Here is a 14,406-nt window from a genome sequence, read left to right on the forward strand (position 1 = left end):
CCGGCGGCTGAAGATCGGCCCTACGCCTCGCCGACGACGAAGTGGAGGGGGAAGGTCATCAGCGCGTCCACCGGCTGGCCGGCGGCCTGCGCGGGGTTGAAGCGCATCGTCCGCGCGATCTCCAGCGCCGCGGCGTCGACCGTGGCGTTGCCGCTGGAGCGGGCCACGCGCGCGAACGGCACGTCGCCCTCGCGCGCGACCACCAGCTGAAGATCGACCCGCATCCCGCGCCGCCCCTCGAAGAGCGCGGTGAAGTGGTCGCTCACGAAGCGCAGCACGCGCCGCCGCACCTCCACCGGGTTCTGGATGGTGGGCCGGCTCTGTGCCGCGCCCGCATCCGCCGCCGCGTCCAGCCGGAAGTGCAGCACCACCGGCTGCGCGGCCGCCAGCGCGCCCATCCCCGCCTTCGCGCGCTGGAGCACCGGCGCCAGCGTGCTGTCCGCGACCGTGGCGTGCGCCAGCTTCAGCTCCGCGCGCCCCGCCGCCGGCTCCGCCGCGAACACCACCAGCCCCTTCGCTCCCGCACCCGCGGATGCACGCGCGTCCGCCGCCAGCCGCTGCAGGAATGCGCTCGCGGCGGTGTCGCGCGGCGCGGCCGCGGGCGCCTGTGCGTGAAGGCCGCGCGCGCCCAGCAGGGCGGCGAGGGCGAGGATCGGAGGGCTGAAGCGCGTCATCAGCGGGCGCGGTGTGGGGCGCGGAAGATCGGCACCTGCGTCGCCGCAACGGCCGGCGGCCGCGCGGGGACGATGTCGTGCGTCGGTGCGTCGGGGAACGGATGGAGTTTCGGAAGATTCGTGGCCCGGCGCAAGCGCTCGTCACTCCAGCTCGCCGCGGCGGGCGATGAAGGCGAGGGAGCAGGAGAGGACCACGAGCTGCGCCAGGAAGGTCCACGCCAGCAGCACCAGCGAGATGATCAGCGCGCCGTTCCCCGGCTCGAACGCGACCGCGGCGATGCGCCCGAAGCGCGCGAGCCCGGTCAGCACCCACGCGGCGAGGACGATCCCCAGCACCAGCGCCCACCGCCTCCGCCGGCCCAGCCCGATGTACACCGCCACCGCCGCGAACGCCTCCGCGGCGATGATGAGGTACGACAGCACCTCGCCCCACCGGTCCAGCCGGGGGACGGGAAGGCCGAGCAGGAAGAAGCAGGCGATGGGGAAGAACAGCAGCTCGGCGACGCGCACGGCGCGGAGCAGCCCCGGCAGCCGCGCCACGGCGCCCGAACGGGTGAAACGCATTGAAATCGGCTGCGTCTGGAGATCAGGTGAGACGGGACGCCCGCAATCTCCGCCGCGCCGACGGGCGCCGCAACCGCGGGGCTCACGCAGAGCGGCCGAGGGAGCGGAGAACGCGCATCTCCGCTCCCTCGGCCGTCCTGCCTTGAGGCAGCGTGATCTACGGCTTCGCGCGCGAGGTCCGGACGGCGAGCACGGTTCCGGTGGAGTCGACGTCGATCACCAGGTCGCCGTCCCAGCAGGTGCAGTAGACGGCCTTCGCGACGGCGCGGCTGCGGCGGATCGCGCGGACGGAATCCATCGTGTAGGCCGTGGCCGGCGGGGTGCGCGCGTCGAGCGTGGCGCGCTCGATGGCGGCCACCGCCTGCTCGCGCGGGTGCCCGTACGCCATCGCGTTGAACAGCGGCGGCGCGTCCACGCTGTCGCCCGCGGAGATCACGGAGATGCGCGGCGAGAGCGCGGCCAGGTACGCGTCCGTCTCGCCGTTGGGCGAGCCGTGGTGGTCGGCCACGTACGCGTCCACGTTCAGCAGCGAAGTGCCGAAACGCGTCATCATCCGGTCGATGGCCGAGGTGCACGTGGCGTCGTCGGTTTCCGCGTCGCCGGGGACGAGCATGGAGAAGGCCCGGTAGCGCACCAGCACGGCCAGCGAGTTGTTGTTCTCGTTCTCGCACCGCGTGGAGCCGTTCAGGAAGCGCACGTCCACCCCCGAGCCCGTCCTGATCGCCCGCAGCATCAGCGGCTGGTAGCCGCCCGCGCCGATCCGTGCGTCCGGCACCTTGTTGTAGATCACGTCGTGCGCCGCCGCCCACGTCCGCGCCTGCCGCACCTGCGGATACCCGCTCGCGCTGCGGCTGCGCCCGCCGTCCACCAGCTCGCGCACGGTGTAGCCGCGCATCACGTCCATCAGGAAGCGCGTGTGGTCGATGTGGGGATGGGTGACGATGACGGCGGACAGCGTGCGGTTCAGGTCCGGCCGGCGGACGAAGAAGGTGTCGAGATAGGCCACCAGGTGCCGCCGCACCACCGTCCCCGGATCGCCGCCGGCGTCGATCAGCACGGCGTCGTGCGCCATCTCCAGCAGCACCGACTGGCCCTGCCCGACGTTCACGACGTGCGCGTGCATCTGCGCGCGGGCGGCGGACGCGCACGCGAGCGTCATCGCCGCCGCGAGGGTAAGGGCGGATCGCGGATTCATGGGTGCGGCTCCATTCCGGGAGATGGGACGAATCACGTCCGCGCGATGGCGGGAAGATGCGGCGATGTGTGCGATCAGCGGGCAGGGAACCCGGCAACAACAGTAGTGCCGGGTGATGGAATTGGGGAGGAAACGTATGATACCGGATCTTGCAATCACCCGTGTATTACAAACGCACAGAAAGACGTCATCCTGAGGCCGCCCACACGGTCGTTGCCTCCACACGAGCGATCGCAGGCCGAAAGATCCATAAGCGAGGTCGCACGTGCGCTGCCGGATTGCACGATCGATCCCCGAATTCGGTATGAGGGGACAGGGGACGGCAGGACGGCCAGCGATTGGGGCGGCCTGCGCGGATCGGGACGATGCCGCTCTCCGCGATGTACCGGTGCTGGCCGGCTTCGTGCGTCGATCGGCGGCGTCTCCGCGAACCCGACGAACCGGCGATTTGCCTTGTCCCGCGCCGAATCTTCTACCCGATCGATCCGTTCAGGATGGCACGCCGCGGCGCTCGCCGGCACCGCCGCGCTCGTGCCCGCGCCGCTGTGGGCGCACACGGGGGCGCCGCCCGCGCCGCACGACCTGTGGCGCAGCTGGGCGCTCGCGCCGGGCGTCGTCATCCCCCTGTTCCTGACGGCGTGGCTCTACACCCGCGGCCTGGAGGCGGTGTGGCGGCGGGCCGGGCGCGGGCGCGGCATCCGCCCCGCGCAGGCGGCCTCGTTCGCGGCGGGGATGCTGGTGCTCGCCGTGGCGATGGTGTCGCCGGTGGACCGCGTGGCGGAGTCGCTGTTCTGGGTGCACATGGTCCAGCACCTGTTGCTGATCGCCGTCGCGCCGCCGCTGCTGGTGCTGGGCGCGCCCCAGGCGGCCATGGCGTGGGGACTGCCGCGGCGTCGCGTCGTCGCGCGGTGGTGGCACGCGCGCACCGGGCTCCGGGCGGCAGTCGCGTGGTTGGCGCGGCCGTGGCCGGCGGTGGCGCTGCACTCGGTCGCGCTCTGGGCGTGGCACCTCCCCGGCGCGTACGACGCGGCCGTGGCGAACCCGTGGGTGCACGCGCTGGAGCACACCAGCTTCCTGGGCACGGCGCTGCTCTTCTGGTGGGCGGCGCTGCATCCGCGCGGCTCGCTCCGCCGCGTCCCCGGTCTGGCCATGCTCGCGCTCTTCGCGCTGACGATGGAGGGCGGCGCGCTGGGCGCCCTGCTCACCTTCAGCACCGCGCCGTGGTACGCTTCGCACCTGGCCACCACCGCCGCCTGGGGCCTGTCGCCGCTGGAGGACCAGGAGATGGCGGGGCTGGTGATGTGGATCCCCGGCACGCTGGCCTATCTCGCCGCCGCCGCGTGGGTGTTCGTGGGATGGATGGCGCGCTCCGGGCGCCGCGACCGGGCGCCCGAGCTGATCGCGGGCGAATCGGCGGCCGGAGTGTAGAGATCGAGAGCATCGTCCGTCGATTCTGTTCGATTCTTTCGATGTACGCGCATGGCGACGCCCGTTGTCACCTGAAAATGCCATCTGCTCCACGATTTTCGCGAAACTGCGACATTCCGGAGTATCAGGCAGGTGCGCGAATCTGCCTAAGGTGTTATATTATCTGCACTTAAGAATACGGGCGCGGTGTGGCACCGACCGTGCTAGATAGTCTCGTGAGCAGACAAGGGCGTGGAGACGCGGCGGACCGGCAAAAGTCCGCACGACAGGCGGCAAAGCAGGCCGCGCGAACCGATCCGCCCCGGGATCCCACAGGAGGAGCAGACCGATGCGTGTCCTTAAAGTTGCAGTGATGATGTCCACCCTGGTGGGCGCAGCGGCCTGCGGTCGTGACGCGAAGCCGGCCGAGACCCAGCAGCACCTGAGCTGGCTGGACAGCATGATGGTGCAGCCGGCGCAGCCCCAGGCGGCCACCGCGGTGGAGCTGAACCAGGCGCCCATCCCGCAGCCCGCGGCCGCGCCGCAGGCGCTGGCCAGCGTGGCCGAGAAGCCGGCCACCTCGAGCACCACGCACCGGTCGTCCTCGACCCCGCGCCACCGCTCCACGCGGCGCAGCAGCAGCTCGGGAAGCAGCAGCGGCTCGTACGCGGGGCCGGTCTACCGCCAGCCGCAGACGCGCACCGTGAAGCACACCCGTCGTGACGCCGCCATCGGCGCCGCCGGCGGCGCGGTGATCGGCGCGGTCGCGGGCGGCGGGCGCCACCGGGTGCGCGGCGCCATCGTGGGCGGCGTGCTGGGCGGCGTGGCCGGCGCGGTGATCGGCAACAACGTCGACAAGCACAAGATCCAGTACTGATTCGCCGGTCCGGCGAAAAGTCGAGGCGCCTCCCCCGTTCTCCGGGGGAGGCGCTTCGTCTTCCGCCGTATCCCCCCGAAAGACCTGTTTCACGCAGATGGGCAGGGAAACGGAGAATCGCATCTCCGCATCTTTTTCCCGATGGTGAATCCCCCCGCTTTCCCAATCTCCTCCGCAAACCGATCTTTCCGCCGCAGAGAGTGCACGTCGGCCCGAAACTTCTCCATCTTTCCGGCATGCGAATCCTGGTGGTCGAGGACGATCCCGCGCTCCTGGCGATCCTGGAGGCGGGGTTCCGCGAGAACCGCATCGACGTGGTGACGGCGCGCACCTTTCACGAGGGGCGCGAAAAGGCCGCGCTGGGCACCTACGCCGTCATCATCCTGGACGTGGGCCTTCCCGGCGGCAGCGGCTTCGACCTGTGCAAGCGCATCCGCTCCAACGCCATCTCCACCCCGGTGCTGATGCTGACCGCCCGCGACGCCGTGGACGACCGGGTGTACGGACTGGAGTCCGGCGCCGACGACTATCTCACCAAGCCCTTCGCCTTCAAGGAATTGCTGGCGCGGGTGCAGGCGCTGGCCCGGCGTCCGCCGCAGCTGGCGCCCGAGCGGCGCAGCGTGGCCGACCTGGAGGTGGACCTGCGCACCCGCGACGTCCGCCGCGCGGGGCGCACGCTGCAGCTCACGGCCAAGGAGTTCGAGCTGCTGGAGTTCTTCCTCCGCCACGAGGGCGTGGTGGTGGACCGCGCCGCCATCACCGCGGCGGTGTGGGACGACAACCACGACCCGTTCACCAACGTGCTCGAGGTGCTCGTGCGCCGGCTGCGCCGCAAGATCGACGACGAGTTCGAGCCCAAGCTGATCCACACCCTGCGCGGCGCGGGCTACCGCTTCGGCACGTGAACCACATGCGCGCGCCGCTCCGGCGCCTGCGCCACCGCCTGACGGCGTGGTACGCGCTCAGCTTCGCCGCCATCCTGGTGGTGGTGGGCGGGGGGATGTACTGGGTCACGAGCCGCGAGGTCGAGGCGCAGCTCACCCGCACCCTGCACGCCGCCACCAACGAGGTCGTGCGCGCCGCGCAGATCGGCGAGAGCGACGGCATTCCCTCGGACGAGGCGGCGCTGGACGCGGTGGAGGAGATGGAGGTGCCCGGGAGCGAGCTGTACCTGCTGGACGCCGCCGGCCGCGTGGTGACGCCCGACACCGTGGACCGCGAGGTGCGCGACGCGGCCATGGAGGCGCTCCGGCGCGGCGCCGCGGACCGCGGCTACGAAAGCGAGGGCGGCCAGTGGCGGGTGCACGCGCTGCGCTTCGCGCTGGCCAACCGCCGGCCGTACGTGGCCGTGGCCGTGGCCGACCTGGGGCAGATCGAGGCGCAGTCGCTGCGCCTGATCGAGACCTTCGTCACCGGCGCCTTCGCGGCGCTGGTGCTGGTGGCGCTCATGGGGCACTACCTGGCCGAGCTCTCGGTGCGCCCTGTGGAGCAGACGTACGAGCACATGCGCCGCTTCATCGCCGACGCCGCGCACGAGCTGCGCACCCCCGTCTCCGTGCTGCGCGCGCGCGCCGAGGTGGCGGCGCAGCGCGAGCGCCCGCCCGGCGACTACCGCCGCGCGCTGGAGGAAGTGGGGCGCGAGGCCGAGGTGCTGGGGCGCATCGTGGAGGACCTGCTGATCCTGGCGCGCGTGGAGTCCGGCGTGCGGCCGGTGGCCGAGGAGCCGGTGTACCTGGACGACCTGGTGAGCGACGCCGCCTCGGCCGCCGGGGTGCTGGCAGAGACGCGCGGGGTGCGGCTGCGCGTGGGCGAGTTCGACGAGGCGCGGGTGACGGGCGACGCGCCGCTGCTGCGCCAGCTGCTGCTGATCCTGATGCAGAACGCGGTGAAGTACACGGCCGAGGGGGGCGAGGTGACGGTGGACGTGCACTCGCGCGGCGGGTCGCCCACGGTGGTGGTGGCCGACACCGGGATCGGCATCGCCCCGGCCGAGCTGCCGCACGTCTTCGAGCGCTTCTACCGCGGCGAGGGCGCGCGCGGCATCACCGAGGGCGCGGGGCTCGGCCTCTCCATCGCCCGCCGCATCGTGGACCAGCACAAGGCCCGCATCTCGGTCGAGTCGCACCCCGGGCAGGGGACGCGGGTGACGCTTGTGTTTCCGCCGGCCGGCTGACGAAAGTTACGAGAAGTACGGAAGTACGATGGAGATTCGGAGCCGGCCTCGCATTCGCGCGCGGGCCGGCTCTCTCGTTTTCGCGCGGAGACGCGGAGACGCAGAGAACTAAGCGCGTGCACGGAGTCCCCCGCGTCTCCGCGTCTCCGCGTGAGATCCCGCGATGCCCCGGGCGCGATCCGGCGCAGGTTTACCGCCGAAATGGAGTCCGCGAAGGCGGACTGCGTGCCGTTGTAGCCGCGAGTTCACTCGCATTTTCACGGTTTCCGGATCGTCCGATCCGCGGTTAATCCTCCAATAATCTTTCTCCCCTTCGTGTAATCTCCCTGACAGCTTCCGTGGATAGCTTTGCATCCGTAAGCGGCGCGGGAGAAGCGCCGGAGCGGACCGGGACGAGCGGAGCGGCGAGAGCCGGGGGCGGACGATGAGCCGGGCGACGGGGTGCCGGATGTGGATCGGAGCCGCGCTGGTCGCGGCGGGCGCGCTGAGCGCCGCTCCGGCCGCGGCGCAGGCCCCGGTGACCGGCCTCCCGCTGGTAGAGGTCCCCGCGGCGGGGCCACGCTCCGGCGACCTGATCGCGGTGATCCTGACGGCGGACGGAGGGTGGGCGGCGCTGGACCGCGGAGTCGCGGACGACCTGGCGCGCGGCGGGATCCCGGTGGTCGGGTGGAGCAGCCTGGACTACTACCGGAAGCCCCGCACCCCCGACGAGGCGGCGGGCGACCTGGCCCGGGTGCTCCGGCACTACCTCCCCGCGTGGGGCGGACGCCGGGCCCTGCTGATCGGCTACTCGTTCGGCGCCGACGTGCTCCCGCTGCTGGTGAACCGCCTGCCGGTGGACCTGCGGGCGCGCATCGCCGGGATCACGCTGATCGGGTTCAGCCCCAGCGCGGTGTTCGAGTTCCACATGACGGAGTGGGTGGGGATGGTGCGCGGGCGGCAGTACGCCACCCTTCCCGAAGTCCGGCGGCTGCGCGACGTGCCGGTCCTGTGCGTCTACGGGGTGACGGACCACGCCGAGGCCTGCGGACGGCTGGGGATGGCGAACGCCACGCTGGTGGCCATTCCCTCGGGGCACAGCATGGGGTCGGTGTCGGGGCGGGTGGGCGCGGTGGTGCTGCGGCAGGCGCGCGAGCTCCTGCATCCGGCGGCCGCGCAGGCCGGAACCTGACGGATTTGAAAGATTTCCAGACCGCGGAGGCGCAAGCCGAAGCGGTTCGGGTGAGGGGGCCGGGGGGTGGGCCCCGGTTCCCCTCACTACCCGAAAATAGATGCGCCGCGCCCGTGCAAGCGGGACGGTGCAGCGGGGGCCGGGGGGTGGGCCCCGGTTCCCCGCAACCAGGTCCGCGTCGGCGCAAGCCGCGCGGCGGGTGGGGGGCGCTGGGGGGTGGGCCCCGGTTCTCCTCACCCGTTTTCCCGAACCGCGTTGGCGCAAGCCGCGCGGCGGGTGCGAGGGCTGGGGGGTGGGCCCCGGTTCCTTGCACCCGGAACTACAGCCGCGACGGTTCGGCCGCGCGGCACCAGGCGAGAGGGCCGGTGGGTGGGCACCGGTCCTCTCGTCTTTTTTGCGCCGTCTCCTCGAAGGGAGACGGCGCTTCGGCGTTGTGTGGCGATCGGCCCGCGGAGCTCGCCCGGCGAATGGAATTCGCCGGCAACAACCGCACAAAGTCCGCTCCGCGGACTGCTCGCCCGCATCCCGGCGCGCCCGGGCTTCGACGCTGGGAAGGTCTTGCCAGCCTGCGATTGCCCGGAAGCTGATCTTGGGGTTGACGGCATCCGGCAGTCCGCGAAGCGGACTTTGTGCCGTTGTTGCACCGGATTTCCAATCCGGGTGCCAGGAGATGCCTGCCCACCTTTTGCCGCCCGCTGGCGCGCCGCCCGCGCCCGCGCCAACATCACTCGCGACGAACAGCGGACCACAAGGGGATGGGGAGAGGATGATGGCCGACGGCGGCGTGCGGGACGTGGTGGTGATCGGCGGCGGGGTGGCGGGGCTGGCGGCGGCGCGCGACCTGGCCGACGGCGGGGCCGACGTGGTGCTGCTGGAGGCGCGGGGACGGCTGGGCGGGCGCATCCACACGCTGTACGACCCCGCGTACCCGCTCCCCATCGAGCTCGGCGCCGAGTTCGTGGACGTCCCCGGCCCCGCGTTCGACGCGATCCGCACGATGGGCGGCGCGGCGTACCGCAGCACCGGCGGCGCGTGGGACGTAGCGGATGGCATCGCCACCTGCCTGGACCTGGATGATTCCATCGCACGCATCCTCGGCCGGCTGGACCCGCCGCCCGAGCGCGACCAGCCGTTCGCCCAGTGGCTGGCGGAGTGCTGCGCGGACGAGGACGAGCAGGCGCGCTCGCTGGTGCAGCGCTACGTCGAGGGCTTCCACGCGGCCGAGCTGGACCGCGTGGGCGTGCAGTGGCTGGCCAGGACGATGCAGGGCTCCGGCGGCGGCGGCGGCCCGGTGCGCCACCACCCGCTGGGCGGCTTCGGCCTCGCCGTCCGTGGCCTTGCGGCGCGGCTGGGGGGGCGGTGCGACGTCCGCCTCGGCGCCATCGTCAGCGCCGTCGACTGGCGGCGCGGCCAGGCCGAGGTGCGCTGCCGCACCCGCTTCGGCGCCGCGCTGGAGCCGGTGCGCGCGCGGCGCGTCCTCGTCACCCTCCCGCTCGGCGTGCTGCAGGCGCCCGAGGGGAGCGGCGGCGCGGTCCGCTTCTCCCCCGCGCTGGACGGGAAGCGGGAGATCGTGTCGAAGCTGGCGATGGGGATTGTGGTGAAGGTGACCTTCCGCTTCCGCGAGCCGGTCTGGGACGATGCGCTGGAGTGGCGGGGAGACGAGGCGGGGACGCGCGAGCACAAGTTCCTGATGGCGTCGGGAGATATTCCCGGATGGTGGACCCCGTCCCCCGTCGAGGCGCCGGTGCTGACGGCGTGGGCGGGCGGCGGCGCGGCGCGGCGGCTCCTGGCCCGCGGCGGCGATCCCGCGGCCCGCGCGCTGGACGACCTGGCGGCTCTCCTCCGCCTCCCCGTCGCCCGCGTGCAGGAGAGCGTGGCCGACTGGCGGCGGCACGACTGGCACGCGGACCCGTTCGCCCGCGGCGCGTACTCGTACGTTCCCGCCGGCGCGCTCCTGGCGCAGCAGGCGCTCGCCGAGCCGGTGGAGGACACCCTCTTCTTCGCGGGCGAGGCTACGGCGGAGGACGGCTGGAACGGCACCGTCGACGGTGCCATCCACACCGGCGAGCGCGCCGCGAAGGAGATCCTGCGCTCGCTCGCATCTCCCTGAACCGCTTTTTTCCGTTCCCTCCGTTTCCTCCGTGTGATTCATCTCGCTTTCCGGCACACGGAGGAAACGGAGAACGGCACGGGAGGTCGACTCGTCCCAAACTCTTGTGCCGCATCCGGATCGCGGCTAGTTTACGCGCCAGTTGTTCCCGCCTCGGCAGTCCCCTATCCCAACTTTAATCCCATCCATCCCGCCCATGGATACCCGTCCCTGCCGTGACTGCGGCCAGCAGACGAAGCTGGTCGCGCGCTCCTGCCCGCACTGCGGCATCATGAACCCCGTGCTGCAGTGGGTGGCGCTCCCCGACGGCGCGCACGAGAACTTCCGCGTGCCGATCACCGCGTACAGCGCCATGACGCAGGCGGCCCGCGGCGCCGCGGTGCTCAGCCGCCCGCCCAAGCGCGGGATGGAGCGCTTCTTCGGCTCCGTCGACGACGCCGAGGAGGCCAACGAGGCCATCGACACCTGCACCGGCATCTTCTTCCTCATCGCCGGCCTGAACGCGCTGCAGGGGCTCTTCTTCGACCCCGCCTTCTACTTCGACGCGGCGCTGATCTTCTGCGTCGCGCTCTGGCTGCGCATGTCGAAGAGCCCGGTCGCGGGCGGGGTGATGCTGGGCCTGGCGGTGCTGCTGATGGGCCTGCGCATCGCCGCGCTGGCGGGGATGGCGAGCGGCTTCGGCGGCGGCGGGAGCCCGCGCGCGCTGATCCTGGGCGTCCTCTCGCTCGGCCTGGCGTACCGCGCCTTCAACGCCACCGCTCTTCTCAAGCGGGGGTATTGATCCCCATTGTCGTTTCCTCGTCGGCGGAGGAACCGCGGAAGAGACGCAGCCTCGTGTCTCTGGTCCTCCGTGCCTCCGTGTGAAAACAGGATCGCCAGGGCTGGACGGATGCCGAACGGCGCGCACCGGAATCTCCGGGCGCGCCGTTCCGTATTGGGGGATGGAGTTCGCGCCGGAACCCCTTGAGCCGCGCTCACTTCCCCCGTGGCGCGCGAGATTTGATGAACGGGCGGTGTGAACGTAGATTCCACCCTGCCGGCGCGTCCAATGTTTGCGCGCCCGCCACACGCGACTTGGAAGGGAAGGGCTTCCCACGTGTCGATCCTCGACAAGATCCACTCTCCCGCCGACGTCCGCGCGCTCGGCGACGCGGCGCTCCCCGAGCTCTGCGCCGAGGTGCGCGACCGGGTGATCGACGTGGTGTCCGCCCACAAGGGCGCGCACTTCGGCTCCAACCTGGGCACCGTGGAGCTGGCGGTGGCGCTGCACCGCGTGTTCGACACCCCGCGCGACCAGCTGGTGTGGGACGTGGGCCACCAGGCATATCCGCACAAGATCCTCACCGGGCGCAACGAGCGGATGCCGTCGATCCGCAAGCGCCACGGCCTGTCGGGCTTCCTGCGCCGCGACGAGAGCGAGTACGACGTCTTCGGCGCCGGGCACGCCGCCACCTCCATCTCCGCCGCCACCGGCATCGCCGCCGCGCGCGACATCAAGGGCGAGGACTTCGAGGTCGTGGCCATCATCGGCGACGGGAGCATGACCTGCGGGCTGGCGTACGAGGCGCTGAACAACGCCGGCCATACCGACCGCGACCTGATCGTCGTCCTGAACGACAACGGGATGTCGATCAGCCCCAACGTGGGCGCGCTGCACAAGTACCTGGGCGTGCACAACCGCCTGACCGACGTGCGCACCAACCCGCTGTACAACCGCATCCGCGAAGAGGTGAAGAAGGTCATCCACGCCGCGCCCCGGCTGGGCACCATCGGGGAGATGGTGGAGCACTTCGCGGTGCGCTGGGACGACGCGCTGAAGGGGATGTTCGTGGCCGGGATGCTGTTCGAGGAGCTCGGCTTCCGCTACGTGGGCCCGGTGGACGGGCACGACGTGAAGCGCCTGACCGAGACCTTCGAGCAGGTGAAGAAGATGAAGGGGCCGCGGCTCGTCCACGTCCTCACCACCAAGGGAAAGGGCTTCGCCCCGGCCGAGGCCGACCAGGTGAAGTGGCACGCCGCGGCCATGTTCGACCGCGAGACCGGCGCGCCGCTGAAGCCCGCCGCCGCCGGCCTCCCGCGCTGGCAGAACGTCTTCGGGCAGGCGCTCACCGAGCTGGCGGCCGAGCACTCCGACGTGGTCGCCATCACCGCCGCCATGGCCACGGGGACCAGCACCGACATCTTCGAGAAGGCGCACCCCGCGCGCTTCTTCGACGTCGGCATCGCCGAGGCGCACGCGGTGACCTTCGCGGCGGGGCTGGCCACGCAGGGACTGAAGCCGGTGGTCGCCATCTACTCCACCTTCCTGCAGCGCGCGTACGACTCCATCGTCCACGACGTGGCGCTCCAGGACCTTCCCGTCACCTTCGTCATGGACCGCGCGGGGATCGCGGGCGACGACGGGCAGACGCACCATGGCGGCCTCGACATCGCCTACATGCTGGCCGTGCCGGGGATGACCATCACCGCCCCCAAGGACGCCGACGAGCTGATCGCGCTCATGCGGCTGGCCATCGAGTGGAAGGCGGGCCCCTTCTGCATCCGCATCCCCCGCGACGCCGTGCCCGCGCTGCCGAAGCCGGTGCGCGAGATCGCGCCGGCGGAGCACGGCACGTGGGAAACGCTGCGGCAGGGGAAGGACGTCGCCATCCTGGCGGTGGGAACGATGGTGCTCCCCGCGCTGGCCGCCGCCGAGCAGCTGCAGCGCGAAGGCGTCTCCGCGACCGTGGTCAACTGCCGCTTCGTGAAGCCGCTGGACGAGGCCACGCTGGAGCGCCTCTTCCCGCACCACCAGCACCTGCTGACGGTGGAGGAAGGCACGGTGGTGAACGGCTTCGGCACCTTCGTCCGCGCGTACGTGAACGGGCGCTGGCCGGGCGTCCACGGCGACAGCCTGGGCCTTCCCGACGGCTTCGTGGAGCACGGCGAGCGGGCCGAGCTGCTGGCCGACCTGGGGCTGAACGCCGACGGGATCGCCGCCCGCGCGCGCGCCGTGCTGGGGCGCCCGCTGCGGACGCTGCTCGAGACCGCTTGAGCGCGCCGCGCCGCATCGGCGTGGTGGGGCATCCCCGCTACGCCCAGTTCGTCGAGGCCCTCGCCCGCCTGGTCGCGCTCGCCCGGCGGGAGGGGGCCGAGCTGTATTTCGAGGACCAGCTGCTCGAGGAGCAGGCCGGCGGCCGGTGCCTCACGCCCGACGTGGTTCCCTCGCTGGACCTGCTGCTGACGCTGGGGGGCGATGGAACGCTCCTGCGCGGCGCCCGCATCGTGGCGCACGAGCGCATCCCCGTGCTGGGGATCAACCTGGGGCACCTGGGCTTCCTCACCTCCGCCGCGCCCGAGGAGATGGAGCGCGCGCTGGGGATGTGGTTCGCGGGCGAGTTCTCGCTCGACGAGCGGATGGCGCTGTCGGTGACCTTCTCGCTCCCGGACGGCACCGACGGCGGGGGGTACCTGGCGCTGAACGACGCCGTGCTGCACAAGGGCGGCGCCGCGCGGGTGATCCGCCTGGCCGTGCGCGCCAGCGGCGAGGAGGTGGGCACCTACTCGGCCGACGGCATCATCCTCTCCACACCGACCGGATCGACCGCGTACTCGCTTTCCGCCGGCGGGCCCATCGTCTCCCCGTCGGTGCACTGCATCGTGGCCACGCCCATCTGCCCGCACACGCTCGGGGTGCGCCCGCTCGTCCTCCCCGCCGAGGCGCTGGTCACCGTCGAGGTGCTGTCGCCCACCGAAGAGCTGGTGCTGACCATCGACGGGCAGGAGCACGAGCGGCTGCAGCCCGGCGCCAGCATCTTCGTCTGCCGCGCGCCCGACCCGGTGCGGCTGGTGCGCTTCGCCGGCCAGACCTTCTTCTCCACCCTCCGCCGCAAGCTCAACTGGGGCGACCTGGAGGAGCGCGACCGCAACCCCGTCATCCCGTAGGCGGGCGGGGGGATTCAGCGGAAAAACACGTCGCCCCGCCGACATCGTCCTGAGTGGATGAAAGAAGGTCGCCGTGAGCGCCGATGCCGCGGAATAAGCGGATCAGCCTCGCGCAGTTTGCGAGGCTTCCCGTCGTTGTTGCTGCGGCTTCAGCCGCCGGTGCGCGGCCTCATACCGTATCTGGAGATTACCTGTGCATTTCCGCTCAAGACTAGGGAGACGTCATCCTGAGGCCGGCCACAGTGCAAGCTGAATCTGCACAGGTATTTGCAGGCCGAAGGATCTATAGCCGGTGCCGCACGTTCGCTGAG

At 71.7% G+C, this 14,406-nt stretch carries 12 protein-coding genes; 9 read left to right on the top strand and 3 right to left on the bottom strand.

What is annotated here, in order from left to right; all coding sequences use genetic code 11:
• Positions 1–20 precede the first annotated feature (20 nt).
• The 3 genes from VLK66_RS03845 to VLK66_RS03855 form a co-directional block, all read right to left on the bottom strand.
• Positions 21–674: an energy transducer TonB gene (locus VLK66_RS03845; protein ID WP_325308054.1), complete on the bottom strand. Its 654-nt coding sequence runs from the start codon at positions 672–674 to the stop codon at positions 21–23.
• A 141-nt stretch (positions 675–815) separates the two neighbouring features.
• Positions 816–1,238: a hypothetical protein gene (locus VLK66_RS03850; protein ID WP_325308055.1), complete on the bottom strand. Its 423-nt coding sequence runs from the start codon at positions 1,236–1,238 to the stop codon at positions 816–818.
• A gap of 157 nt (positions 1,239–1,395) precedes the next feature.
• A complete protein-coding gene (locus tag VLK66_RS03855; RefSeq protein ID WP_325308056.1) occupies positions 1,396–2,433 on the bottom strand; it encodes a ComEC/Rec2 family competence protein in 1,038 nt (345 codons plus the stop codon).
• A gap of 531 nt (positions 2,434–2,964) precedes the next feature.
• Between VLK66_RS03855 and VLK66_RS03860 the strand changes: the two genes are divergently transcribed.
• The 9 genes from VLK66_RS03860 (at position 2,965) to VLK66_RS03900 (ending at position 14,095) form a co-directional block, all read left to right on the top strand.
• Positions 2,965–3,861, top strand: a complete 897-nt coding sequence (locus tag VLK66_RS03860) for a cytochrome c oxidase assembly protein (RefSeq protein WP_325308057.1) — start codon at positions 2,965–2,967, stop codon at positions 3,859–3,861.
• Between the two features lie 352 nt (positions 3,862–4,213).
• Complete coding sequence (locus VLK66_RS03865) at positions 4,214–4,717, top strand: YMGG-like glycine zipper-containing protein (protein WP_325308058.1); 504 nt, start codon at positions 4,214–4,216, stop codon at positions 4,715–4,717.
• A gap of 236 nt (positions 4,718–4,953) precedes the next feature.
• Positions 4,954–5,622 carry a response regulator transcription factor gene (locus VLK66_RS03870; RefSeq protein ID WP_325308059.1) on the top strand — a complete coding sequence of 223 codons (669 nt, stop codon included), beginning with the start codon at positions 4,954–4,956 and terminating at the stop codon, positions 5,620–5,622.
• A 5-nt stretch (positions 5,623–5,627) separates the two neighbouring features.
• Positions 5,628–6,890 (top strand): sensor histidine kinase, encoded by a 1,263-nt coding sequence (locus VLK66_RS03875; protein ID WP_325308060.1) that lies wholly within the window; start codon positions 5,628–5,630, stop codon positions 6,888–6,890.
• 424 nt (positions 6,891–7,314) lie between these two features.
• Entirely contained in the window at positions 7,315–8,061 is a 747-nt protein-coding gene (locus VLK66_RS03880) for an AcvB/VirJ family lysyl-phosphatidylglycerol hydrolase (RefSeq protein WP_325308061.1), read from the top strand.
• Between the two features lie 766 nt (positions 8,062–8,827).
• Positions 8,828–10,171 carry an NAD(P)/FAD-dependent oxidoreductase gene (locus VLK66_RS03885; RefSeq protein ID WP_325308062.1) on the top strand — a complete coding sequence of 448 codons (1,344 nt, stop codon included), beginning with the start codon at positions 8,828–8,830 and terminating at the stop codon, positions 10,169–10,171.
• 196 nt (positions 10,172–10,367) lie between these two features.
• Positions 10,368–10,952 carry a hypothetical protein gene (locus VLK66_RS03890; RefSeq protein WP_325308063.1) on the top strand — a complete coding sequence of 195 codons (585 nt, stop codon included), beginning with the start codon at positions 10,368–10,370 and terminating at the stop codon, positions 10,950–10,952.
• Positions 10,953–11,267: 315 nt separating this feature from the next.
• Positions 11,268–13,205, top strand: coding sequence for a 1-deoxy-D-xylulose-5-phosphate synthase (dxs, locus tag VLK66_RS03895; RefSeq protein WP_325308064.1), 1,938 nt, complete (start codon positions 11,268–11,270; stop codon positions 13,203–13,205).
• Positions 13,202–14,095, top strand: coding sequence for an NAD(+)/NADH kinase (locus VLK66_RS03900; protein WP_325308065.1), 894 nt, complete (start codon positions 13,202–13,204; stop codon positions 14,093–14,095). The genes dxs and VLK66_RS03900 overlap by 4 nt, the downstream gene beginning before the upstream one ends.
• Positions 14,096–14,406: the final 311 nt, after the last annotated feature.

Source organism: Longimicrobium sp., assembly GCF_035474595.1.
Lineage (GTDB): Bacteria > Gemmatimonadota > Gemmatimonadetes > Longimicrobiales > Longimicrobiaceae > Longimicrobium.

Bases quoted from the DNA above. Each gene is read 5' to 3' on its own strand.
- VLK66_RS03845 (WP_325308054.1), bottom strand. From the start codon at position 674: ATGACGCGCTTCAGCCCTCCGATCCTCGCCCTCGCCGCCCTGCTGGGC.
- VLK66_RS03850 (WP_325308055.1), bottom strand. From the start codon at position 1,238: ATGCGTTTCACCCGTTCGGGCGCCGTGGCGCGGCTGCCGGGGCTGCTC.
- VLK66_RS03855 (WP_325308056.1), bottom strand. From the start codon at position 2,433: ATGAATCCGCGATCCGCCCTTACCCTCGCGGCGGCGATGACGCTCGCG.
- VLK66_RS03865 (WP_325308058.1), top strand. From the start codon at position 4,214: ATGATGTCCACCCTGGTGGGCGCAGCGGCCTGCGGTCGTGACGCGAAG.
- VLK66_RS03870 (WP_325308059.1), top strand. From the start codon at position 4,954: ATGCGAATCCTGGTGGTCGAGGACGATCCCGCGCTCCTGGCGATCCTG.
- VLK66_RS03875 (WP_325308060.1), top strand. From the start codon at position 5,628: ATGCGCGCGCCGCTCCGGCGCCTGCGCCACCGCCTGACGGCGTGGTAC.
- VLK66_RS03880 (WP_325308061.1), top strand. From the start codon at position 7,315: ATGAGCCGGGCGACGGGGTGCCGGATGTGGATCGGAGCCGCGCTGGTC.
- VLK66_RS03885 (WP_325308062.1), top strand. From the start codon at position 8,828: ATGATGGCCGACGGCGGCGTGCGGGACGTGGTGGTGATCGGCGGCGGG.
- VLK66_RS03890 (WP_325308063.1), top strand. From the start codon at position 10,368: ATGGATACCCGTCCCTGCCGTGACTGCGGCCAGCAGACGAAGCTGGTC.